Source organism: Pseudoalteromonas sp. SaAl2, assembly GCF_052947895.1.
Genome location: NZ_CM129605.1, coordinates 26,403 through 49,636 on the forward strand (window position 1 = coordinate 26,403; position 23,234 = coordinate 49,636).

At 40.8% G+C, this 23,234-nt stretch carries 11 protein-coding genes, 4 tRNA genes, 6 pseudogenes and 1 riboswitch; of the genes and pseudogenes, 12 read left to right on the forward strand and 9 right to left on the reverse strand.

Features of this window, described 5'->3' with window-relative positions:
• The first annotated feature begins 48 nt into the window (after positions 1-48).
• Positions 49-159: riboswitch (TPP riboswitch) on the forward strand.
• A 152-nt stretch (positions 160-311) separates the two neighbouring features.
• The 6 genes and pseudogenes from thiC (at position 312) to ACU8V8_RS00165 (ending at position 6,642) form a co-directional block, all read left to right on the forward strand.
• Positions 312-2,265, forward strand: a pseudogene (thiC, locus tag ACU8V8_RS00140) (phosphomethylpyrimidine synthase ThiC).
• Positions 2,266-2,349: 84 nt separating this feature from the next.
• A complete protein-coding gene (locus ACU8V8_RS00145) occupies positions 2,350-3,351 on the forward strand; it encodes an FAD-dependent oxidoreductase (RefSeq protein ID WP_446888412.1) in 1,002 nt (333 codons plus the stop codon).
• A gap of 8 nt (positions 3,352-3,359) precedes the next feature.
• Positions 3,360-3,557, forward strand: coding sequence for a sulfur carrier protein ThiS (gene thiS / locus ACU8V8_RS00150; protein WP_446888413.1), 198 nt, complete (start codon positions 3,360-3,362; stop codon positions 3,555-3,557).
• A 1-nt stretch (position 3,558) separates the two neighbouring features.
• A complete protein-coding gene (locus ACU8V8_RS00155; RefSeq protein WP_446888414.1) occupies positions 3,559-4,344 on the forward strand; it encodes a thiazole synthase in 786 nt (261 codons plus the stop codon).
• Positions 4,345-4,361: 17 nt separating this feature from the next.
• Complete coding sequence (gene thiE / locus ACU8V8_RS00160; protein WP_446888415.1) at positions 4,362-5,891, forward strand: thiamine phosphate synthase; 1,530 nt, start codon at positions 4,362-4,364, stop codon at positions 5,889-5,891.
• 3 nt (positions 5,892-5,894) lie between these two features.
• A pseudogene (locus ACU8V8_RS00165) lies at positions 5,895-6,642 on the forward strand (HesA/MoeB/ThiF family protein).
• A gap of 49 nt (positions 6,643-6,691) precedes the next feature.
• Here ACU8V8_RS00165 and asd read toward each other — a convergent pair.
• Both asd and rsgA read right to left on the reverse strand, forming a co-directional pair.
• Entirely contained in the window at positions 6,692-7,558 is an 867-nt protein-coding gene (asd, locus tag ACU8V8_RS00170; RefSeq protein WP_421960546.1) for an archaetidylserine decarboxylase, read from the reverse strand.
• Positions 7,559-7,573: 15 nt separating this feature from the next.
• A pseudogene (gene rsgA, locus ACU8V8_RS00175) lies at positions 7,574-8,633 on the reverse strand (small ribosomal subunit biogenesis GTPase RsgA).
• Positions 8,634-8,754: 121 nt separating this feature from the next.
• On the opposite strand from rsgA, the gene orn reads away from it, so the two are divergent.
• The 4 genes from orn to ACU8V8_RS00195 all read left to right on the forward strand — a co-directional run bounded on the left by orn (position 8,755) and on the right by ACU8V8_RS00195 (position 9,966).
• The gene (gene orn, locus ACU8V8_RS00180; RefSeq protein ID WP_446888416.1) at positions 8,755-9,300 is read left to right on the forward strand and encodes an oligoribonuclease; all 546 of its coding nucleotides are present in this window, start codon (positions 8,755-8,757) and stop codon (positions 9,298-9,300) included.
• 172 nt (positions 9,301-9,472) lie between these two features.
• A tRNA-Gly gene (locus tag ACU8V8_RS00185) sits at positions 9,473-9,548 on the forward strand.
• A 177-nt stretch (positions 9,549-9,725) separates the two neighbouring features.
• A tRNA-Gly gene (locus ACU8V8_RS00190) sits at positions 9,726-9,801 on the forward strand.
• 89 nt (positions 9,802-9,890) lie between these two features.
• Positions 9,891-9,966: transfer RNA gene (locus tag ACU8V8_RS00195), tRNA-Gly, on the forward strand.
• 276 nt (positions 9,967-10,242) lie between these two features.
• On the opposite strand, the gene ACU8V8_RS00200 is transcribed toward ACU8V8_RS00195, so the two are convergent.
• Positions 10,243-11,499: an aromatic amino acid transport family protein gene (locus ACU8V8_RS00200; RefSeq protein WP_446888417.1), complete on the reverse strand. Its 1,257-nt coding sequence runs from the start codon at positions 11,497-11,499 to the stop codon at positions 10,243-10,245.
• A 257-nt stretch (positions 11,500-11,756) separates the two neighbouring features.
• A complete protein-coding gene (locus ACU8V8_RS00205; RefSeq protein ID WP_446888418.1) occupies positions 11,757-13,580 on the reverse strand; it encodes a cation:proton antiporter in 1,824 nt (607 codons plus the stop codon).
• 889 nt (positions 13,581-14,469) lie between these two features.
• On the opposite strand from ACU8V8_RS00205, the gene proB reads away from it, so the two are divergent.
• Complete coding sequence (gene proB / locus ACU8V8_RS00210; RefSeq protein WP_421960542.1) at positions 14,470-15,576, forward strand: glutamate 5-kinase; 1,107 nt, start codon at positions 14,470-14,472, stop codon at positions 15,574-15,576.
• Positions 15,573-16,822, forward strand: a pseudogene (locus tag ACU8V8_RS00215) (glutamate-5-semialdehyde dehydrogenase). The gene proB and the pseudogene ACU8V8_RS00215 overlap by 4 nt, the downstream one beginning before the upstream one ends.
• Positions 16,823-16,936: 114 nt before the next feature.
• Here ACU8V8_RS00215 and ACU8V8_RS00220 read toward each other — a convergent pair.
• From ACU8V8_RS00220 to ACU8V8_RS00240, 5 genes and pseudogenes are all read right to left on the reverse strand, one after another.
• Positions 16,937-19,194: pseudogene (locus tag ACU8V8_RS00220) on the reverse strand (two-component system response regulator).
• Positions 19,195-19,209: 15 nt separating this feature from the next.
• Positions 19,210-20,940 (reverse strand): ATP-binding protein, encoded by a 1,731-nt coding sequence (locus ACU8V8_RS00225; RefSeq protein WP_446888419.1) that lies wholly within the window; start codon positions 20,938-20,940, stop codon positions 19,210-19,212.
• Positions 20,941-20,989: 49 nt separating this feature from the next.
• Positions 20,990-21,589, reverse strand: a complete 600-nt coding sequence (locus ACU8V8_RS00230) for a hypothetical protein (RefSeq protein ID WP_446888420.1) — start codon at positions 21,587-21,589, stop codon at positions 20,990-20,992.
• A gap of 113 nt (positions 21,590-21,702) precedes the next feature.
• Positions 21,703-22,967, reverse strand: a pseudogene (locus ACU8V8_RS00235) (ABC transporter substrate-binding protein).
• 145 nt (positions 22,968-23,112) lie between these two features.
• A tRNA-Ala gene (locus ACU8V8_RS00240) sits at positions 23,113-23,188 on the reverse strand.
• Positions 23,189-23,234: the final 46 nt, after the last annotated feature.

Below are 23,234 nucleotides of genomic sequence, written 5' to 3' on the forward strand. Positions count from 1 at the left end.
CAGGCAAACTGCAACTAACGTAAACTCGTCAGCGAACAATATATAGAATTTTACTTGTCGGAGTGCCTTGGGTATTAACTCAAAGGCTGAGATCGCGAAAGCGGGATCCGTGAACCTGATCAGGCTAACACCTGCGTAGGGAACAAGCTGCCTAAAACGGTGCTTGTGCGCCTTTTTAGGCCACAAGCACTGTGGCTGCCAAGGTTGGTAGTACTTTTTAGTAATACCAACCTACGATCCATGTAGCAGTTGCTACTCTCTATTGCATCGCAATATCTGACAAGACAACCCTTTTAGCAATGAGGTAAGTCATGTCAAACACATCAAATAAACCGTCTCGCCGCGAAACCCGTGCGGCCGCATCAGATTATATTTATAACCTTACTGGGCAACCATTTCCAAGTTCTCACAAAGTGTACGTTGAAGGTACGCAAGAAAATGTACGCGTGGGTATGCGTGAGATTACTCTTAGCGACACTTTTGTTGGCGGTACAGATGAAAACCCAATCTATGAACCGAATGCAGCGCTACGTGTATATGATACATCAGGCCCTTATACCGATCCTGACTTTACGCTAGACGTACGGAAAGGCTTAGATAAATACCGCGAACAATGGATTGAAAGCCGCGACGATACAGAAATTTTAGAATCAGTGACCTCGCAATTTTCACAGCAACGCATGGCTGATGAAGGACTTGATCATATTCGTTTTGAGCACTTACCAAAAATCCGTCGTGCTAAAGCGGGTAAAAACGTGACGCAAATGCATTATGCTCGCCAAGGCATTGTAACTCCAGAGATGGAGTATGTTGCTATTCGTGAAAATATGGGCCGGGCAGAAATTCGTAAAGAACTATTGGCTGAGCAGCACAAGGGCGAGTCATTCGGAGCGAGTATCCCTGAGTTTATTACCCCTGAATTTGTTCGTGATGAAATCGCTAGAGGCCGTGCAATACTGCCTAACAATATTAATCACCCAGAAACAGAACCAATGATTGTAGGTCGTAACTTTCTAGTCAAAGTAAACGCCAATATTGGTAACTCATCGGTAAGTTCATCTATCGAAGAAGAAGTTGAAAAAATGGTCTGGTCAACTCGCTGGGGTGCTGACACCGTAATGGATTTATCAACTGGGCGCTATATCCATGAGACGCGCGAGTGGGTAGTACGTAACTCACCGGTGCCAATTGGTACAGTACCTATTTACCAAGCCCTTGAAAAAGTAAACGGTGTAGCAGAGGATTTAACCTGGGAAATATTTCGCGATACCTTGATTGAACAAGCTGAGCAAGGCGTTGATTATTTTACTATTCACGCCGGTGTTTTACTTCGTTACGTACCAATGACAGCCAAACGAGTGACGGGGATTGTGTCACGCGGTGGTTCTATTATGGCTAAATGGTGTTTAGCGCACCATAAAGAAAACTTCCTTTATACTCACTTTGAAGATATCTGCGAAATATTAAAGCAGTACGATGTATGTTTTTCACTCGGTGATGGCCTGCGCCCAGGCTCCATTGCGGATGCCAATGATGAAGCGCAATTTAGCGAGCTACGTACATTAGGCGAACTGACAAAAATAGCGTGGAAACACGACGTGCAGGTATTCATTGAAGGCCCGGGCCATGTGCCAATGCACATGATCAAAGACAATATGGAAGAGCAGCTTAAGCACTGTGACGAAGCGCCATTTTATACATTAGGTCCATTAACAACAGACATCGCCCCAGGTTATGACCATATTACGTCAGGTATTGGTGCGGCGCAAATTGCTTGGTATGGCTGTGCTATGTTGTGTTATGTAACACCAAAAGAACACTTAGGCTTACCAAATAAAGAAGACGTAAAAGAAGGCTTAATTACCTATAAAATTGCTGCTCATGCTGCGGATTTAGCCAAAAGGTCACCCAGGCGCTCAAGAGCGTGATAATGCGTTATCAAAAGCGCGCTTTGAGTTCCGCTGGCATGATCAATTCAATATTGGCTTAGATCCTGAGCGTGCCCGTGAATATCATGACGAAACCTTACCGCAAGAATCTGGCAAAGTAGCGCATTTTTGTTCTATGTGTGGGCCAAAATTTTGCTCAATGAAAATCACCCAAGAAGTGCGTGAATATGCCAAAGACCTAGAAGCTCGGGGTATAGATCCTAACAACGTGGGAGATGCCATTGAAATCAAAATGGTCGATGTAGAGGCTGAAATGAAAGCGAAGTCTGAAGAGTTTAAGCAAACTGGCTCAGAGATTTATCATAAAGCGGTATAAGTAAAAAGTTAGCGAGTTAGAAAGTTAGCGAGTGAACCGCTCGCTAACTTTACTCTCGCAACTCGTAACTGAATTAAGGTTATTATGTCTTACAACATTGCGGTGGTGGGATTTGGCTTAACAGGTCGTTTAGCTGCGCTTGAATTAAGTTTAGCGCATAATGTGACTGTGTATGAAGCTGATGACGCACAAGCATTAAATAGTGCTGGGCGTGTTGCCGCAGCCATGCTTGCGCCTTTAGCTGAGTCAGTATTTTGTGAACAAGACTTGGCGCTCAGGGGGCTTGACTCAATAAGTCGCTGGCCGGGAATTTTAGCGCAGCTTGATGAAGCCGTGTTTTTTCAGCAGCAAGGTACGCTGGTGGTTGCTCATCAACAAGATAAAGGCGACTTACAGAGTTTTCGCGAACGTTTAAAACCGCTAGCTAATCACCATGCTCAGCAATTAAGTGGCTCACATATTAGTGAGCTTGAACCTGAATTAACTGGGCGTTTTAATCAAGGCATGTATTTACCTTGCGAAGGGCAAATAGATAATCAGGCTTTTTATCAAGCAAGCTTTAATACACTCAAAGCACGTGATGTGCAGTTTAATTTTGCTGAAAATATCAATACCGCTTGTGAGCAGCTACAGCAGTCATATGATTATATTATTGATTGCAGAGGCTTAGGAGCTAAAAGTGCGCAGTGTAAGTTGCGTGGTGTTCGTGGTGAAGTGGTTCGTTTACATGCGCCCGAGGTAAATCTCACGCGCCCTGTACGGTTAATGCATCCGCGCTACCCACTGTATATTGCGCCTAAACCGAATAATGAATACGTTATTGGCGCAACCGAAATAGAATCGCAAGATAATGGGCCAGCAACGGTACGCTCAACCCTTGAGTTGTTATCGGCGGCGTATACCGTACATAGTGGGTTTGCTGAAGCACGTATTATCAATATTCAAACAGGCTTGCGCCCCGCATTTAGTGATAATCGACCACAAGTTAAACGCCAAGGTAAGGTGATCAGTATTAATGGTCTGTACCGACATGGTTACTTACTTGCACCAAGCTTAGTAGCTGAAGCCGTCGCGTTAATTAAATAGGTTAAAAGATGAAGATTACAATTAATGGTCAGCCGTTTGAAACCAAAAACCAAACGACATTAGCTAAAGTACTTGCAGAGTTTGGTGCTAAAGAGCCCTTTGCGGTAGCATTGAATGGCGATTTTATACCGCGTAAAAATTGTGATGAGATTGCAGTTACGCAAGGCGATAGCCTTGAGCTTCTCTCGCCAATTCAAGGGGGCTGAGATGAGTGGTAGCTTTAGCATTTATGGCGAACAAATAAGCAGTCGTTTACTAATTGGTTCAGCCCTTTATCCGTCGCCTGCGATTATGGCCGATTCAATTAAAGCCTCAGGCGCACAAGTGGTTACTGTTTCGTTGCGACGCCAGCAAAGTGCAGCCGCTGGAGATGACTTTTGGCAATTAATAAAAGACACAGGTTTAAAAATACTCCCTAATACCGCAGGGTGCCACAGTGTCAAAGAAGCGGTAACACTGGCACAAATGTGTCGTGAAGTATTTGCGACTGACTGGATAAAGCTCGAACTGATTGGAGACGAATATAACCTTCAGCCAGATCCTTTTGCGTTGCTAGAGGCAACAAAAATACTGATGGATGATGGTTTTAAAGTGTTGCCTTATTGCACTGATGATTTAGTACTTTGCCAGCGCCTAGCAGATGTTGGCTGCGAAGTACTGATGCCGTGGGGAGCGCCAATAGGCACGGGTAAAGGGTTATTAAACCAATACAATTTAAAAACAATTCGTGAGCGCTTACCAGAGCTAACATTGATTGTTGATGCAGGCCTTGGTTTACCTTCTCATGCTTGCCAAGCACTTGAACTTGGTTATGATGCGGTATTATTAAATTCGGCTATTGCAGGGGCGGGTTGCCCTGTTACCATGAGCCATGCCTTTAAAGCGGCGGTCGATGCTGGGCGCTTTGCTTATAAAGCCAAGGCAATGCCAGAAAAAGACGTTGCCGCGCCATCAACACCCACGATGGGGATGCCTTTTTGGCATCAAACGTAATTAATTAGGAAGTAATAATGAATCAAGTTGTTTGGACAATTGCAGGCTCAGACTCTGGCGGTGGTGCAGGTATTCAAGCTGATATAAAAGCCATGCAAAGTTTTGGCGTACATGGCTGCACAGCCATTACAGCACTTACGGCACAAAACAGTTTAGGTGTTGAATCGCTAAACCCCATTTCAACTGAGGTGATTGAATCACAACTACTTGCTCTGGCCAGTGACATGAAAGCGAGCGTGATCAAAATAGGTATGCTCGCCAACGTACAGCAAATACAGCTAATTAGTGAGCATATTAAGCATTATAAAGCCACATGGCCAATACCTCCTTTAGTGGTTTACGACCCCGTCGCTATTGCCAGTAGTGGTGACTTACTCACAGAAGAAGATACCGTTAGCGCAATTAAAGAATGTTTATTGCCGCTGGTGGATGTGATCACTCCAAATACGCACGAAACCCAGTTATTAACGGGGGTTTACTTAATTGGCCCAAGTGCGGTTATTGAAGCCGCTGAAAAGCTGCAAAGCTGGGGCGCAAAAGCTGTGGTGATCAAAGGTGGACATTGGGATTACCCAAGTGGCTACTGCATAGATTATTGCCGCGAAAACACCACTGATGGCACAAATGAATATTGGCTAGGTAATGAAAAAATAGCCACACCGCATAGTCACGGTACAGGCTGTAGTATGGCGTCTGTGATTGCGGCGTGTTTAGCAAAACAATACCCACTTAAAGATGCATTTATTTTAGCAAAAGCGTATATAAACCAAGGATTAAAAGCGGCTGTGCGTTATGGCGAAGGCATTGGCCCTGTTGCACAAACTAGCTTCCCACAAAATATTGACGATTACCCTCAAGTGATTGAAGCGGGAAGCTGGCTCGGTGATGAGTTAGATTTTGATGCGCCGAATGAGTTTACTATGGCCGCTAACTTTGCAGCGTGCGAAAGTAAGCAACTTGGCTTATACGCGGTCGTTGACTCTGTTGATTGGCTAGACAAATGCTTAGCGCAAGGTATTAAAACCGTGCAGTTACGTATCAAAAAGGGTAGTGAAAGTGAGCTTGATGAAGCTGTTGCAGCCGCAGTTACGCTTGGCCAAAAATATGAAGGTAACGTGTATATAAACGATCATTGGCAACTTGCAATTAAACACGGTGCTTACGGTGTACATTTAGGTCAAGAAGATTTACTTGAAGCCAATTTAGTCGCTATTAAAGAGGCTGGTTTGTGTTTAGGGCTTTCAACCCATGGCTTTTATGAAATGATCCGCGCTCATAATTATCGCCCAAGTTATATGGCATTTGGCGCTATCTACCCAACCACCACCAAGGATATGACAGGGCAAATTCAAGGTCTCGAAAAGCTCAAACATTTTGTGCCATTAATGCAAAATTACCCGACTGTCGCGATTGGTGGAATAGACTTAGCACGCGCAAGTGAAGTGGCGGCAACCGGCGTTGGTAGTATAGCCGTGGTGCGAGCCATTACCGAAGCTGATGACTACCAACAAACTATTGCTGATTTACAAAGTGCCATAGGTTATTAAATAATGAGTGAGTTATCTGACAAAGAGCAGCTGCGTTATAGCCGTCACTTAATGCTCAAGGAGGTTGGGCTTGAAGGTCAGCTAAAATTAAAAGCAGCCCATGTGGTGGTGGTTGGTGCGGGCGGTTTAGGCTGCCCAGCACTATTATATTTAGCCGCCTCTGGTGTGGGAGAAACTCACGCTACTGGATGACGATAAAGTTGAGCTTTCTAACCTACAACGCCAAGTGCTCTACAAAGTAAATCATTTAGGGCAAGCCAAAGTAAGCGCCGCTGGTAAAGTGCTTGGCAGTTTGAATAATCAAATCACCGTTAATACAGTTGAGCAGCAATTAACTGAAAAAAATGCCGAGCACGTTTTTACAGGCGCTACCTTAGTGCTTGATTGCAGTGATAACTTTACCACTCGTTATACCGTTAATCGCTTTTGTTTAAAGGTAGGAGTTCCGCTGATATCCGGCGCTGCAATAGCCAGTGAAGGGCAGTTGATGTGCTTTGATTTTCGAAAGACTGATAGCCCTTGCTACGGCTGCCTGTTCCCAGAGCAACCAAAAGAGCAAATGTTAAATTGTGATAATGCTGGCGTATTAAGCCCGTTACTAGGAGTGATAGGCTCAATGCAGGCGCTATTAGCAATTAACCTGATATTGGGTCACCATGAGGGGAGCCAGTTTGTACGCTTTGATGGATTGAGTGTGACGCAACAGCAGTTTAAATTAACAAAAGCGGCACAATGCACTGAGTGTGGATAGCAATGAAAGCGCGAGATAACACTCGCGCTATTTTATGGCGTTGAGTACTTTACTCTGTAATTTTGGCGAAAGGTGTGCCCATGCGGGTTACCGTTTCAGGTTGCTGATCCGCTAGAATTTCAGCCTGATTAGCACCCCATGCTAAAATCACCGTAGAGCCTAGCTTAAAGCGGCCCATTTCTTCACCTTTTTTCAAGGTAATTGCGTTATCGCCAGTGGTTGGGTAGTTCCAACTAAATACGTCTTTTCCTGCTGGTGGTGTTACCGTACCTGCCCAAATAGTTTCAATACTGGCTACTATCGTCGCACCAACTAGTACCATCGCAAGAGGGCCAATCTCGGTATCAAAAATCGCAACCACGCGCTCATTACGTGCAAATAAATTAGGCACGTTTTGCGCTGTTAGTGGGTTTACCGAGAATAAATCACCTGGCACGTAAATCATTTTGCTTAATGTGCCGTCGATTGGCATATGAATACGATGATAATCTTTTGGCGCTAAATAAATCGTCGCAAACTCACCACCTAAAAATGGGGCTGTGTCTTGCTCAGAACCGCCAAGCAACGCTTGTAAGCTGTAGTCATGACCTTTAGCCTGAATAAGTTGACCATCGACAATTGCGCCTAGTTGGCTAATTGCCCCATCTACTGGGTGAGCGATTATCTCAGCTTCAGCATTTAATGGGCGAACACCTTCTTTTAGCGGGCGGGTAAAAAATTCATTAAAAGTTTTGTAATGAGCGGGATCTGAATATTGTGCTTCGCTCATATCTATCTTGTACTGCTTAATAAATAATTTGATTAACCATGTTGTTAAGCCACCAAGTCGTGCAGCAGCTAATTTACCTACCATGCGCGATAGAAAATGCTTTGGCATTGCGTATTGCATAGTAATTTTGAATTTATCTAAACTCACTTGTTTTTTCCTAAGTTAAACGCGCGGAGCACGAGCTCCAGCACGGCCATCGGCCATTGTTTCTAAAATACGGTGGTAACTGTCAAAGCGTAGCTCTGAAATATCACCATCATCAACTGCTTGGCGAATTATACAGCCAGGATCATTTAAATGTTTACAGTCGCGAAAGCGACAACCGCCAATAAACTCGCGGAATTCTTTAAAGCACCAGGTAACTCGTTCAACTTCAAGGTGCCATAAACCAAACTCTCTTATTCCAGGAGAGTCGATTAAATTACCACCTGAAGGCAAATGGTGTAACCGCGACACTGTGGTTGTATGTTGACCAAGACCACTGTTTTCAGAGACTTCTTTAGTCAAAATTTCAGCATCAGGTAGCACGGTATTTACCAGTGTGGATTTACCGACACCGCTTTGGCCAACAAAAATGCTATTTTTACCCACTAATGTTTGCTTTAAAGCATCGATGCCTGCTGCGGTTTTATTACTCACCAGTAAAACTTGATAGCCAAGTTTACGATAGATATCGAGTACTTCCTCAATAGCTTTTAGGCCTTGGTTCGTCAATAAGGTCTATTTTGTTGAGCACTAAAATAGGCTCAATTCCCATATCTTCACAAGCCACTAGATAGCGGTCGATAATATTGGCAGTAAACTCAGGGAGTACCGCAGAGACCATTAGTATCTGATCAATGTTAGCCGCGACGACTTTAACGCCATCGTAAAAGTCTGGGCGTGTTAATTGGGAGCGACGCTCATGCATCGCTTCAATAACACCCGCTATATCGCCTTCGCTTACTTTTGCGCGACGAAATTGTACTTCATCACCGCAAACAATGCCTTTAACAGTTCGACGAATATTACAGCGCAGTACATCACCATTATCGGTTTCGATATCGGCATGTTGACCAAAACGACTAATCACCACAGCATTTTCCGCAGGGCCTAAATTATCGTTCTGTAGTTGCTCATTTGTCCCTTTCGCTGACTTATCGTCGGCATTAGACAAGCGTTTTTGGTGATTAGCCTTGATCCTACGGGATTGGCCTTTACTTAATTTCTTCTGTTTTGCCACTTTTGGCCTATAACTTAGTTAAATGTCGCGCTTTTTGAAAAAAAAGCTTTAGGTCGACTGATGATACTAATATGATATATCTAAATGCGTTAGATCTAAAGGAAAGCACCGCAAGGTAATTATGTCTTTTCATAAATCAAATCTGATTTGGCTCGACCTCGAAATGACAGGTCTAGAACCAAGTACAGACAAAATACTCGAAATAGCGACTGTTGTCACCGATAGTGAGCTAAACATCTTGGCTGAAGGCCCAACAATTGCCATTCATCAAAGCGATGAATTGTTAAATGGGATGGATGAATGGTGTACCACTCAACACGGTCAATCAGGGCTTACGGCACGTTGTAAGGCAAGTACTTATGATGAAGCTTATGCTGTTGAGCAAACCATTGAATTTTTAAAGCAATGGGTTCCTGCTGGTGCATCGCCCATGTGTGGAAATTCTATTGGTCAAGACCGACGCTTTATGAATAAGTATATGCGCGAGCTGGAAGATTACTTCCACTACCGCAACTTAGACGTGAGTACCATTAAAGAGCTTGCTAGACGCTGGAAACCCGAGGTTTTAGCACAAGTGAGCAAAAAAGGCTCACATCTTGCACTTGATGACATTAAAGATTCCATAATGGAATTGAAAGTCTATCGAGAAAAATTCTTTAATTTGTAAAAAAAACTTGCAAACACATCGAATTATTGTAGAATCCTGCCCCGCTTAAGACGATAACCCCCGCGGGGTTAGTATGCTTGAGCTGATTGAAATATGGCACTAGCTCAGTTGCCAGAACGTTTTACCGCGACTTGTCGCGCAGCAACGGACAAATTACTGACTATATTGAAATGCGGCACTAGCTCAGTTGGTAGAGCGCGACCTTGCCAAGGTCGAGGTCACGAGTTCGAGCCTCGTGTGCCGCTCCAATTTCTCACCAAAGAAATTGGTTTAAGTTTCAAGGGGAAAGTTAAAAGCTCCAAGCTGTTCTAACTTTTAACTTGAATCTTGTCACTAGAAACTTTTTATGCGGCACTAGCTCAGTTGCCAGAACGTTTACCGCGACTCGTCGCGCACCAACGGACAAATTACTGACTATTCTGAATGCGGCACTAGCTCAGTTGGTAGAGCGCGACCTTGCCAAGGTCGAGGTCACGAGTTCGAGCCTCGTGTGCCGCTCCAATTTCTCACCAAAGAAATTGGCTAATAGTTTCAAGGTAAAAGACGAAAGTTAAAGCTTTTGCTAGAACCTTGAACCTAGAACCTTTTTTGCGGCACTAGCTCAGTTGGTAGAGCGCGACCTTGCCAAGGTCGAGGTCACGAGTTCGAGCCTCGTGTGCCGCTCCAATCTCTTTTCTTAACATTTTATACTTTCCAATCCTTAGCTACTTCCAAACACGGCTGTACCCAAAGAGCCATGATATAGCTTTCATCCCAACGATAACTTTCACTCTTGCTTGCTAGACTTTTACTTAGCTCATTTGGTTACAAACTTCGCGCCGAAACTAAACAAATTTTAATCTTAAAAGATCAACATACTTTGCTTTAAACAAATAAAAGCCCAGCAGATGGCGACATTTGCTGGGCTTTTCTGTATTTATACCAATCCGCAATAATACTTAATTACTTTATGAAGCTATAAAGTAGCGCAAGCACCGCTAAGCTGCCCATAAATAAGATAAAATAAGCACTTTTGCCACGGTATTTCTTGAGCGCTGGAACTTTAAAGACGGCTACCATAGGCATAATGAATAAGATCATTGCAATAATAGGGCCTGATAGTTGATCCATCATATCTAAGATGCTCGGGTTTTTAACTGCACAAAACCAGATAGCAAAAAACATAATTACCACACCCAACTTATCAGCGCTCTTCATACTTAGTTTGGTTTGCTTGGTGACTAAGCCATTAAAGCTTTCACGCGCGCCTAAAAAGTGCCCTAAGAACGATGATGTAATAGCTATAAACGCCACTAGAGGGCCTAGGGTTGCTATAAATGAGTTCTCAGTAATGTTTGCTAAGTACGATAAGATAGACACGTTCTGAGCTTTTGCCTGCGCCATTTGCTCTGTTGAAAGAGAAAGCACACACGAAAATACAAATAACAGTACAAATACAATCAACAGCAAACTTGTACGCTTAAGAATGGCTTCTGATTTAGCGCTGGCATCATTGCCATAGTGGCCGCGTTGTACATTGGCAAAGCTTGAGATTGCAGCGGCATGACTAAACGAAAATACAATGATTGGAACTGATAACCACAACGTCTTAGTAAAGCTTGTAAATTCAGGGAACGCCATATTTGGCATTTGCCAACTGGGAATTAAATAAATAGATAAAAAGAATAAAATAGCTACCAACGGATAAACTAAAATAGCGAAAGCGCGGAGCATGAGTTTTTCGCCACCTAGCATTAGACTTATCATTCCCGCGACAAGAATGCCTGAGAGTAGCACTCGTGAAGGTGACTCCATAGCAAGCTGATTTACGATAAAGCTATCAACAGTATTAGTTAACCCTACGCCATAGATAAGTAAAATTGGAAAGATCGAGAGAAAGTATAGCAATGAAATAAGCCGACCAGCATTGATACCGAAATGCTCTTCTACCACATCAGTGAAATCAGCATTGTTGTTTTTTGATGATAGCACAAATCGTGCTAAACCTCGGTGAGCTAAAAAGGTCATAGGAAAAGCTAAGCAGGCCAAAATGATCAAAGGCCAAAATCCGCCAATACCAATATTGATTGGTAAAAACAGGATCCCAGCACCTACCGCGGTGCCAAATAGACTTAAAACCCACTGAGTATCATGCAGGTTCCACTTGTTTTTACTTGTTGTCGATGTATCTAACTGTGCTACATCTTGATATGAGCTCATTTATACTCCACCAATTAGAATAATAATTTTGCGGCAGCATATATAAGTTGAAGCATGAATGCATTTTTTGGCGATGTATTAACATAACTATGCTGTAAGGCGAGGATTACAGGTTGTCATGTTTTAGTAAGTTGCATGTAATTAGGTTATTACTTTCAGGTGATTAGCTAAAAGGAAAGCTAGGAATTAAATTCCTAGCTTTCCTATTTTATTCTTTTGGTTCTTTTGGTTCTTTTGGTTCTTTTGCTTTCCCGTTATTAGGATCTTTTTAACACTGACATTTTGGGAGGCTGCAGTGCAACAATTCGCTCGCCTTCTTGCGGTAGTTTTTCCATGTTAATAGTAAATGGACGTACTTTAATTGGTGAGTCGTCATCGGCATCTTTTTCTCCGTGCAAAATAAACAATGGAATAGCTTCGTTATTCATTTCTTGGTATTTATCCCAGCTGAACTCTTCAGAGATACGAGTTGCACTTACTTTACCGCCTTTAGCAATCAAACTACTTAGGCGCGCATAGGCGCCATTGTCGCCAAATAAAATTTGGCGTGACAAAAATGTCGCGCTGTCTTTGTTCGCTTTAGCATGGTTTGTAGAAGAACGCAGTGAAAATACATTTTTTTCATTTAGTAGATGAGAAAAGTATTGTACGCCTAGCGCGTTATGGTGCCGGTTAGGTGACAGCGCTAGTACGCTGCGTATAGTGGTTAGGGGTAGGTAGCGCTCAGCATGCTCTGACTGAGGGTTACCATAATAACAAGGCAAACCATCCATCCGCGCCATTTTACAGTTTTCCCATGCTGGATCTGACAAATGCACTGGAATATTTTGATCATTTAGCCCTTTAGCAATCGCGCGAGCGACATGGTTTGCACCAATGATTAGTATTGTATTCGGTGAAGGTTGACGTACACCCAACAGCTTAGCAACAGGAATTGCGGTTAAGCTTTGCAGTACCACAGTAATTATGATTACAGTAAATATTAACGGTACTATCTTTTCTGCGTCTGCGACACCTGCTTCCATCATGCTTAGTGCAAACACCGAGCCTACAGCCGCAGCCACAATACCGCGGGGCGCTATCCATCCGAGCACTAGACGTGATTTAAGTGGTAAGTCTGAGCCAAAGGTTGAAATTGCAATACAGACAGGACGTGCAATAAATAATACAACGGCTAAAAATATAAATACGTCACCGTCGAGCATCATTAAATCAGAGAGCTGCAATCGAGCAGCAAGCAATATAAATAATGTCGAGATTAAAATCATCGACAAGTCTTCTTTAAACTCTAATACAGAGTCAATTTCTAAGTCATCTTGGTTCGCTAACCAGATACCAAATACTGTTACAGCCAGTAGGCCTGACTCATGGCTTAGATGGTTAGAAATAGTAAAGCTAATAAGCACTAAAGCTAATATACCAAATTTATGTAATTCAAATGGTAACCACTCTCTGCGGATTAATAATGTTGTAAGCCAACCAGCAACCACCCCTATAGATAAACCTACACCTAGTGTTTTAAATAGTGCAATAAGGGTATGAACAAATACTTCACCTTGGCCAACGAGCATTACGGCTTCAAAAACTAATACCGCGAATAGCGCGCCAATAGGGTCAATTACAATGCCTTCCCAGCGTAAAATACGGTCAATATCTTGGGTTGGGCGCATAGAATTAAGTAAGGGGGCAATAACAGTAGGCCCAGTAACGACCAATACCGCACCGAGCACTGCGGCAACTCGCCAGTTGAGTTCTAAAATCCAGTAAGCGCTGAGGCTAATTATAATACAGGTAGCAATCATGCCTATGGAGCATAGGTTTCGAACTACCTTTCCTATTCCTTTAAGCTCTTTGAAATGTAAGGTCAGTGAGCCTTCAAATAAAATAACGGCAACACTCAAGGAAACAACAGGAAATAGTAAATCACCTAGTAATGCATCTGGATCTAATATACTGGACGCAGGACCAAGTAATAAACCTGTGAGTAGTAAAAATAAAATTGCTGGAACTTTAAAAGCCCAAGCAACCCATTGCGCAAGAACGGAGCAAAGAGCGATCCCTGCGATGTAAATAGCTGACATAAAAGAGGTATTCCTTATTTATTACTTCAGTTAAGAGTAAGGCTAGCAAAACTAATAATACAGGGATATGTTCATTTATCTTAATTGAATTTTAGCTGTATATGGTTTTTTTGTAGAAATAATTTTTCTTGAGAAATTAACGCAACTACATAAAAATTTCATGTTAATGCAACATGTTGATAAATATTGATATTTTATTTTTCTTAAGGTGGGTGTAAGTAGGTGAATAAAATATAGCCTTGATCTCACAGATGATTTTAGCGTATTATAGTTAGTGTTCAAACAATTTGTTGTCTAATTAGTTACTAGTTAGGTATAAGCGAATACATATAGTTATTTTTAAGTCAGTTAAAATTATGCTTACTTAAATGAAGGTTATTATATTTATTTGCTTAATATTCAATGAGTTAATTGTTTTGAACACAATTTGTATGTATTTACTCATTTTTGGGTATTGGTTCGCTTGTAATAATAAGGGCATTAAATTGCCATTTTTATATTTTGAGTTGAATTGTTACCTGTTCAATATTTGGCGCCCATCGTGGTGAACAAATCTCGGTCCTTAAGTCATCACCCTATCTGTTGGTGTACCTGACTTTAGAGGCTCTATGTATGTTGTTAATAAAGAAGCTTCACACAGCTTTTTACAGCGATGCATAAACAACACTTTTTATTTTACTTTATAACTGTTCAATCTAATGATTGAGTAAAAGTTATGCTATATCTAAAATTCACTTTTTTAATTAAAGGTGTGTGTTTTTGGGTGAGTGTGTAAAAAGTGTATTTGGACATACAAAATGTAAACTCGTATCTTAGTCTTAATGCTAAGAGATTGTTTTCTTACTTCTCTTTTGAGAAGTTACAGTTAAATGGAAAGTTGAAACACATTATGCAAAAGTTAAATTGGCGACGTATTGTACTTAAAGTTGGTAGCGCACTTATCGCTCCGGATCAAGATGGTTGTCGTTCACGTTATTTATTAACTATCGCACAGTTTATTGTTCGCTGCCGTAGTCGTGGCATTGAAGTTATTTTAGTTTCGTCGGGCTCTGTAGCTGCTGGCGCGCATTTATTTCCCGATCAGCAAGAACGCACCGTTACCATGAAAAAAGCCATGGCAGCCGCAGGTCAAACAGAAATGATGGCTATGTGGGACCGCTTTTTTGATTTTCCGTCTGCACAAATTTTATTAACTCATGGTGATTTACGTGACCGTGAACGTTATGAAAGCATTCGTGAAACCGTGTTCACATTGCTAGAGCATGGCGTATTACCTATCATGAATGAAAATGACACGGTAACAACAGATGATTTGAAAGTTGGTGACAATGATAATTTATCAGCCATGGTTGCCGCAGCAGCGGATGCTGATGCATTAATGATTTTCTCTGATGTAGATGGACTTTATAACAAAAACCCGAACTTACATGATGATGCAGAGTTACTGCCGGAAATAAAGTCAATTGATGAGTCAATTTACGCTATGGCTGGTTGTGCGACCAGTGCGGTTGGTACTGGTGGTATGAAAACTAAGATTGAGGCGGCAGAAAAAGCTACTTCGCATGGTATAACCACATACATAATTAATGGTTTTAAAGAGCAGACGTTTAACCAGTTACTAGAGGGTATAAATCCAGGTACAGTCTTTTTACCTTATGAAAAACCAATGCAAGAAGCAGTACATTGGATGACTCATACAGCAAATGAGCAAGGTGAAGTCGTGGTTGAAGGTTCATTTGATGAATCGCTTGAAGGTGAAACTGGGTGTATACGCGGTGATGAAATTGTTGCCGTACACGGTGAGTTTGCGATCGGCGACACTATTTTGGTGCGTAGTAACGATGGTACGCGTCTGGCTAAAGCGACAGCTAACTATAGTAGCTGTTTATTGAATTTTATAGCTGATAACGAGCAAAGTGAATTTAGCGACAAAATGCAAGATTCGATTGGTCCCGTTATTTCAGAAAAAGATATCGCATTATTGGAGAAGTCATGAGTTTAATTACGGATATTTCACGCCAAGCAGCAAAAGCTGCTCACCAGTTAGCTTTACTCGATACCGAGACAAAAAACCGTGTGTTACTGGAAATGGCGGCAGCGTTACGTGAACAAAAAGCATTTATAATTTCAGAAAACGAGAGTGATTTAGCAGCTGCTAGAGACAATAATTTAGCTGCATCAATGATAGACCGTTTAACGCTCAATGATGAGCGTATTGAAGCAATGGCTGAGGGTATTGAAGTTATTGTTAGCCTTGAAGATCCTGTTGGTCAGCTTCGTGATATTACTGAACGTCCTAATGGGATTAAAATTCGTAAAATGCGAGTACCGCTAGGTGTTGTATGTATGATTTATGAAGCGCGCCCAAATGTAACCGCAGATGCCGGTGCGTTGTGCTTTAAATCAGGTAACGGGGTTATTTTACGTGGTGGTAAAGAGGCGTTAAAAAAGCTCACAAGCGATTGCTAGCGTAATGCACAAAGTGCTTGAAGCGAATGATCTGCCAGCTGCACTTATTTCGGTGATCCCCGATCCTGATCGTGCATTACTGATGGAACTAATGCAGCAAAGAGACAGCATTGATTTAATTATCCCACGAGGTGGTGAAGGGCTAATTAACTTTGTTACAGATAATAGTACTATCCCTGTTATTCAGCATTTTAAAGGTGTTTGCCACTTATACGTTGATAAAGATGCTGATTTAGAAGTGGCACTTAATCTACTGTTAAATGGTAAAACACAGCGTACAGGTGTTTGTAATGCATTAGAAGGTCTAGTTGTACATGAAGCTGTAGCAGACGAGTTTCTTAAATTTATGTGCAGTCGTACTTCGTCAAGAAGGTGTTAAAATTAATGCTGATAGCCAAGCAGCTAAATACTTTGATAATGCAACAGTACTTGCCGATAGTGAGTTCGGTCAAGAATATCTGGATTTAGAAATTGCGATTCGAGTCGTTCCTGATTTTGCTGGTGCCATTGATCACATTGCTCAGTTTGGTTCAAACCATACTGAAGTTATTTGTACTAAAAACCAAGATGCAGCTAAATTGTTTCAACGCAGTGTGGATGCATCAGTCGTGATGGTTAACGCATCATCACGCTTTTCTGATGGCTCGCAATTAGGTCTAGGTGCTGAGATTGGTATAGCTACCTCTAAGTTGCATGCATATGGTCCTATGGGCTTAGAGTCGCTTACAACAGAAAAGTACCTAGTGGATGGTGAAGGTCAAGTTCGCGAGTAATTTACTTATTTATGTAACCTGAACTCTGGTTTAGAGATGTACTAATGTATTGATATTAAATCACAAATATGTTTATTAGTCTCCAGAGTTCAGGTTAAGTATTTAATGCCGAGTTTAAGACTCGGCATTTTTATTTCTTAAGTCACTTAGCCAATCTTCTGCTGGTTCGGGTCTATGTAAAAAGTAGCCTTGTAAAGTCATATCAGGGAAAGCTTGTAGTAGAGTTAGGTGCTCTTGATCCTCAACACCTTCAGCAATAATTTTTAGATCAAATAAATCACCTAAACTAACTATCATATCGATAATCAGTTTGTCGTTATTGTTTGTTGGTGCTTCTAAAACAAATGACTTATCAATTTTGAGCTCATCAATAGGCAATTGCTTTAAGTAGGTTAAGCTTGAGTAGCCAGTTCCAAAATCATCAATAGATACCCTTACACCCAGCTGTTTTAGATGGTGCACTGCCGCAATAGCATCATCCATATTGTTTAACAGTGTGCCTTCAATGATTTCAATCGTCAGGTTTGCAGGGTTGACCTGCGCATCAATAAGGCTTTGAGTGATAAAGTTTAGAAAACGTTTTTCATGAAAATGTCTGCCGCTGATGTTGATAGAAATAGCTAGACTTGGGTTTTGCTCGTTAATTTGTTCTAGCAGTTTTAAAGCTTGAGTTGTAACCCAGCAATCTAAATCATAAATAATATCAGACTCTTCGGCTATCGGGATAAATTCAGCAGGGCTAATAAAACCTTTTGTTGTATGTTGCCAGCGAAGGAGTACCTCAGCACCCTTTAGGGTGTGGTTGTGATCATATTGTGATTGTAAGTTAAGTACTAGTTCTTGCTGAGCAATTGCTTGACGTAAGTCTTGTTCAACTTCGAAACGTCGTTTAGCTTGTTCGCCAAAAGATGTATCAAATGACGTAACTCTATTGCCGCCTTTTTCTTTTGCTTTATAGCAAGCAGCTTCACAGTTTCGAATAGTTTCAATTGCGCTTCCTCTTAATTCGTTACGAGGAAGAATATAGGTTCCTATACTGATCGTTAAACTAATTTTTTGTTCTTCGATATCAAATGGTTCACTGGCGGCTAGTAGCAGTTTTTGCGCGGTTACATTCGCTAAAGATTGTGTTCTTTCATAACCAGTTCCTTTTTGTGTTTCACATAGTACAGCAAACTCATCGCTGCCAAGACGTGCAACGATATCTTTATTATCTAAATTATCGTTTATTCGTGTTGCAAACTCTTTTAATACTTTATCGCCCGCCACTAGGCCAAGGCCATCATTAATAGAATGAAAGCTATCTATATCGAGAATAAAAATACAGGTATAGCTTTGCTGTTTATTTTGCTCACGTAATTGTTGATCCAGAATTTTTAAAAAGTTATTACGGTTAGGGAGGCCTGTAAGCTCATCATGCCATGTTAAATAGTCAATACGCTCTTGAGTGACTTTTACACTCGAAATATCACTAAAGACACCAATAAAGTTAATGTTGGTATCGACTTCGTTTTTAACCATACTAAGAGTAAGTAATTCAGGATATAGCTCACCGCTTTTTCGTCGTGTAGTCAGCTCACCACTCCAGTAACCCGCTTTGCTTGCATGTAGCCATATATCATCAAAGCTTATCTCTGGTAGGTTGTTTTTTTTGATTTCTTTTAATGGTTGTCCAAGAGCTTCACTTTCACAAAACCCCGTTATTCGGCAAAAAGATGGGTTGACAGCAATGATAATGCCCTTGTGATTTGTGATTACTACGCCATCGGCTGTGCTGGTGAGGGCTTGATAAAATAAAGCTTGTTTGGCGGATAGTTTTTTAATTCAACATCACGCTTGGTAAGCTCAGAAGCAAGGTTTTCTACCTCAAGGAATTTGTCATGTAATTCAAAGTTTTTTTCAATGAGGCGATCGAGCATTCCTTGCACAGAGATGTGTGCACGTACACGAGCACGAACGAGTGCCAATTTATAGGGTTTGTGAATATAGTCTACGGCACCCAGTTCGAAACCTTGTTCTTCGGATTCTTCTTCGGTGAGGGCGGTGACAAATATAATAGGAATACCCTTGCTGTTTTGGTTCTGCTTTAGCTTTTTACAGACCTCATAACCGTCCATCTGTGGCATCATGATATCAAGTAGTATTAAATCGGGACGTGTCGTTTCAATAAATTCAAGCGCACTTCTGCCGCTAGTTGATACGCGAACGTCATAATCTGATAGCAAGCCTTCAACCAATATATGCAGATTATTGGGTTCATCATCAACGATGAGGATTAACGGCTTTTGACGGTCAGCGTTTTGTGTGGGTAAGCTCTTTTGGGGCACTAATTTCTCAATTTCAGTTTCACCATTAGATAAAAAATAGCTCATGATTAAGAGTTTTGTCTAGTTTTTAAGGCCATTTAAGTAGTTATTAATGAGTGTTTTAATTGATTGAAAGTTAAATTGATTTATCGCTTCTCTTAACCGTACTAATTGCGTATTTTCTGATACGTTTTCTATATGCTGCTCAAGTTGTAAAATAAGCACCTGGGGAATAGGTTTAGCTGATTTAGCTAATTCAAGTATTTCATCTAGGTACTCAATATTACTTTCAATATTAAGGGTGATCGCTTGACTTGCTTTTAGTTGGTTAGCAATAGCAAACTGCTCTATTGCACGCAAAGAAATTTCAAGTTGCAGCTGGCAAGGAGTAAAGTTTATCGGTGTCGATTGTTTTACATCTTTTTGGAGTTTCTTAGCCACTTCCTCTAATCGTTCCAAGCCCAGAGTGCCGGTTAAACCTACAAACGTATGCAACATACGTCTTAACTCAAGAATATGTTGTTGCTTATAAAGCACTTCAGCTTCTTTTATAAAGTTACTGTAGTCTTTAGTAAACCGGTCGAACGACTCACTTAACAGTACATCATTAAAGTCTAAGTTCTCTAAAGCCACAGGCAAGTTTATCAATTGTGTCTGGGAGAAATTAGGCGTTGCGAAAAGAGCTGAATTGATATCAAAATTTAAAAAGATGAGCACCTCAGTGCCTTCACCTTGTCTACTCTTGACTTGAATTTCGCCATTTAGCAGTTTGATCAGCTTTTGACTAATACTTAATCCTAACCCTGTTCCAGTATATTTACGGGAGTAGGAGTCATCGCTCTGATAAAAAGGATTAAAAATTGCTGATAACTTATCTTCAGGAATACCAATTCCCGTATCTTTTACTGAAAAACTTAAGGTAATTGAGTCATTGTTCAATGAATCGGCCGTTATCGTGATTGTGACACTGCCTTGCTCGGTAAATTTGATTGCATTGTCGACTACAAATTTTAAGGTTTGGTTTAGCTTTAAATAGTCACCTGTCAAGGAGATGTCTTCATCCATATGAAGTAATATATTAAATTCTAGGTCCTTAGACTTACACAAGCTTGAAAATGATTCTGATAAGAACTGTGACACCTCTTTAATGGTAAAGTTAACATTTTCGATAGTGGATTGATTCGAGTCTAGCTTTGATAACTCTAAAATATTATTTACTAATAAAAGTAGGTTGTTACCACTGGTAAGGGATTTGGCAATATACTTTTTATGCGCATCATCTGTAATTTCTTCAGATAAAAGTTGCTGCATTCCTAAAATGATATTCAAGGGTGTGCGCAGCTCATGGCTCATATTAGCGACAAACTTGCTTTTTGCCTCATTGGCAATATCTGCTTGATGTTTTGCTGCTTTTAATGCTGAGTTTACCGCTTTCATTTGGTCATTTAGCTCTTGGGTTTCTATCAATAGTGTGTTTGTTTCATCATTTTTCTTATACAGAGAATTGGCCGCTTTTATCGCATGCGAAAATTCATTATCTTGTTCAGGCTCAACCAGTAGACCACGTTGCTTACCGTTGTTCATATCGTTCAAAAGCAAAGAAAGACTATCTATAGGGGATATTATTGTGCGCACAATAAAAATGCATATTGTAATTAATAATACCAACATCACTAGCGCAAATACTTTACTTTGTTCCGCCTGTTGATCTAGGTGTAAGCTGACTTGCTTTTGCGCTTGGAGAAAGGTATTTTTTTCAGTACGGTTTATCTGGTCTGTTAAATACAGTAATTCATTTGCAACACCTGTCAAAACAACATTTACCGAGTAGTTATAGCCTCTCGACAGTAAAATAAGCTGGTTATAGCTTTTTTTTTATTTCTAAAAACTCTTTATTTAGCAAACTATTAGGTTGTATTGAGCCTGACTCAATAAATTTTTCTATCTTATCTAGCTGCAGCTTAAGTTGATCAACATCTTGGCTGGTTGTCTGCGAAATATCGAAGTCAGTATTTTCTAAGTAGTTTTCTGTCGCGTAGTTTATGTTTGAAAGCGTTAGCATTGCATCTGTGTAAATTGCCTCATGGCTCGAGCCTTCAACATTTTTCAACGCGTTGAGGTGCAATATTAAATTATTAACCGCAGGCTTGAAGCGTGTATTGAATAAACGTACACGATTTTCTCTGTTTTTAACGACTTGCTCAAATGTTCGGTTGAAGTTTGTTAAGTGCTCTCCTAAACGAGTAAGCAAGTCTTTATATGAACTTGAATGCTTTTGTGCATTGGTATTGAGTTTCTTTAAGTCGTTTTTAGCATTCAACTGAAAACGTTTAAAGTTATCTACTGAAATTGGCTTGGCTTTATCAACGTAATGAGTTACTTGCCCTTGTAGTGAGATGACGTTATTTTCAAGATCGTTGGTTGCTTCACTTTGAATTTGAGCATCATTTTGTACTGTCAAAAGTATTCTTAGTGAATTTTGCGCACTTGAAAATAAATAGCTTTGAAACAGTAAAATTATAACTAATAATGAGATCGCAGCGATGATTTTTGATTTGATAGAATTTATTTTCATTAGCGGCTAATTAGCTCATACCACTTTTGCAAGCTGTAATCATACGTTGGCATAACTGTATTCCAAACAGCTACATTGCTGAAACGTTTTAAATAGCTACCACCACTGCGAACGTTACCCGCTTCTACAGATACTTTACCTTGCGTATTAAGCAGTGCCTCCGTTGCTTCTTTTCCTTCATACCAATATGCCCATTCAGCTTCTGAAAGTAACGGTTTTGAACGTTCTGGGTTACTAATGTAATAACCTTGTCGTGCAATAAAAGCACCTGGCCAGCCGCTGAGCCACCAATTCATATAATCATAGGCGGCATCTTTTGTATTATTGGTGACTTGAGAAGACAGACACATAACACCGTGCCAGCCTCGGTAACCTTCTTTTGGAGCTGCAAATCGTACATTGATGCCCTGACTATTTAAGCTCTCTACCGCGGGTGAGAACATACTTTGAATACTAACCCGGTTATTTTTCATAAACTCAACGGACTCTGGTACTGAGTTCCAAAAGCCATTAAAGTGTTTTTGTTTTTTATAGTCGAGTAAAATAAAAAATAACCTATCTAGTTCATCGCGCGTCATAGCGCCTATATCAACAAATTTTATCAAGCCTTTACTTTGCGCTGCGAGTGCCAAATCAAAAATGCCAATTGTTGGCGCATTTACTATGCCTACTTTGCCACGATTTTTTTCGTCGAGTAACCAAGCCCAGCTTTCAGTTTCATATGCGCTTCCAAGAGGAATGCTGTCTAGGTTGTAGCCAAATGAATCGACATTGTGGACATATGGTAAATAGCTTATTAAATCTGTTTCTTGTGCGTTTAGAGTACCATCACCTTGAATGTTAAGTAATTTGTAAGGCGCATCTCCTGCGCCAATAGATGCGTCTTGAGTAAGCTTTCCGGTTTTTGTCAATGAGTTAATTTCATTAAAGTGAGTGATGCGCTTTTTTTTCGATTGGCTGGATACTTCCTGCACTCCACAAAACATTGATACTATTAGACCATTGTTCATAAAGATCAAAAGAGCTCGGATCCATGGAAGCTTGTTGTAAAACAGATGAACTACCCGCAGGATTAAACACAATGTTGATACCTAAATCTTCCATTGCTTGTTTGCGTAGGGGCTCCTGGAGTGTGACATGTGTGCCGAGCACACGTAGAGTTGTTTTTTTTACGCGCGAAAACATAGGGTACATGGGTAATAATACCAGCGCCTACACTTAAAGTGGCGATCTTCTTGAGTGTTGCCCGTTTAGGCAAATCCATAATCAAACCTAATAAAGTAATCGTAGATTAGGTATAGTTAATTAATCTGAAATGCTCAAGAGTTTAGTGCTAAATAGTGTTTGAAAATATTGAATCTAAAGAGTTTTAAAAGAAAGGAAATAGACTGATATTGAAGTTAGGAAAGTGGTGGAGCTAAGCAGGATCGAACTGCTGACCTCCTGCGTGCAAGGCAGGCGCTCTCCCAGCTGAGCTATAGCCCCACATTCCTAAAGTCACAAATTTTGTAACCTGCTTAAGGTTCCGTTT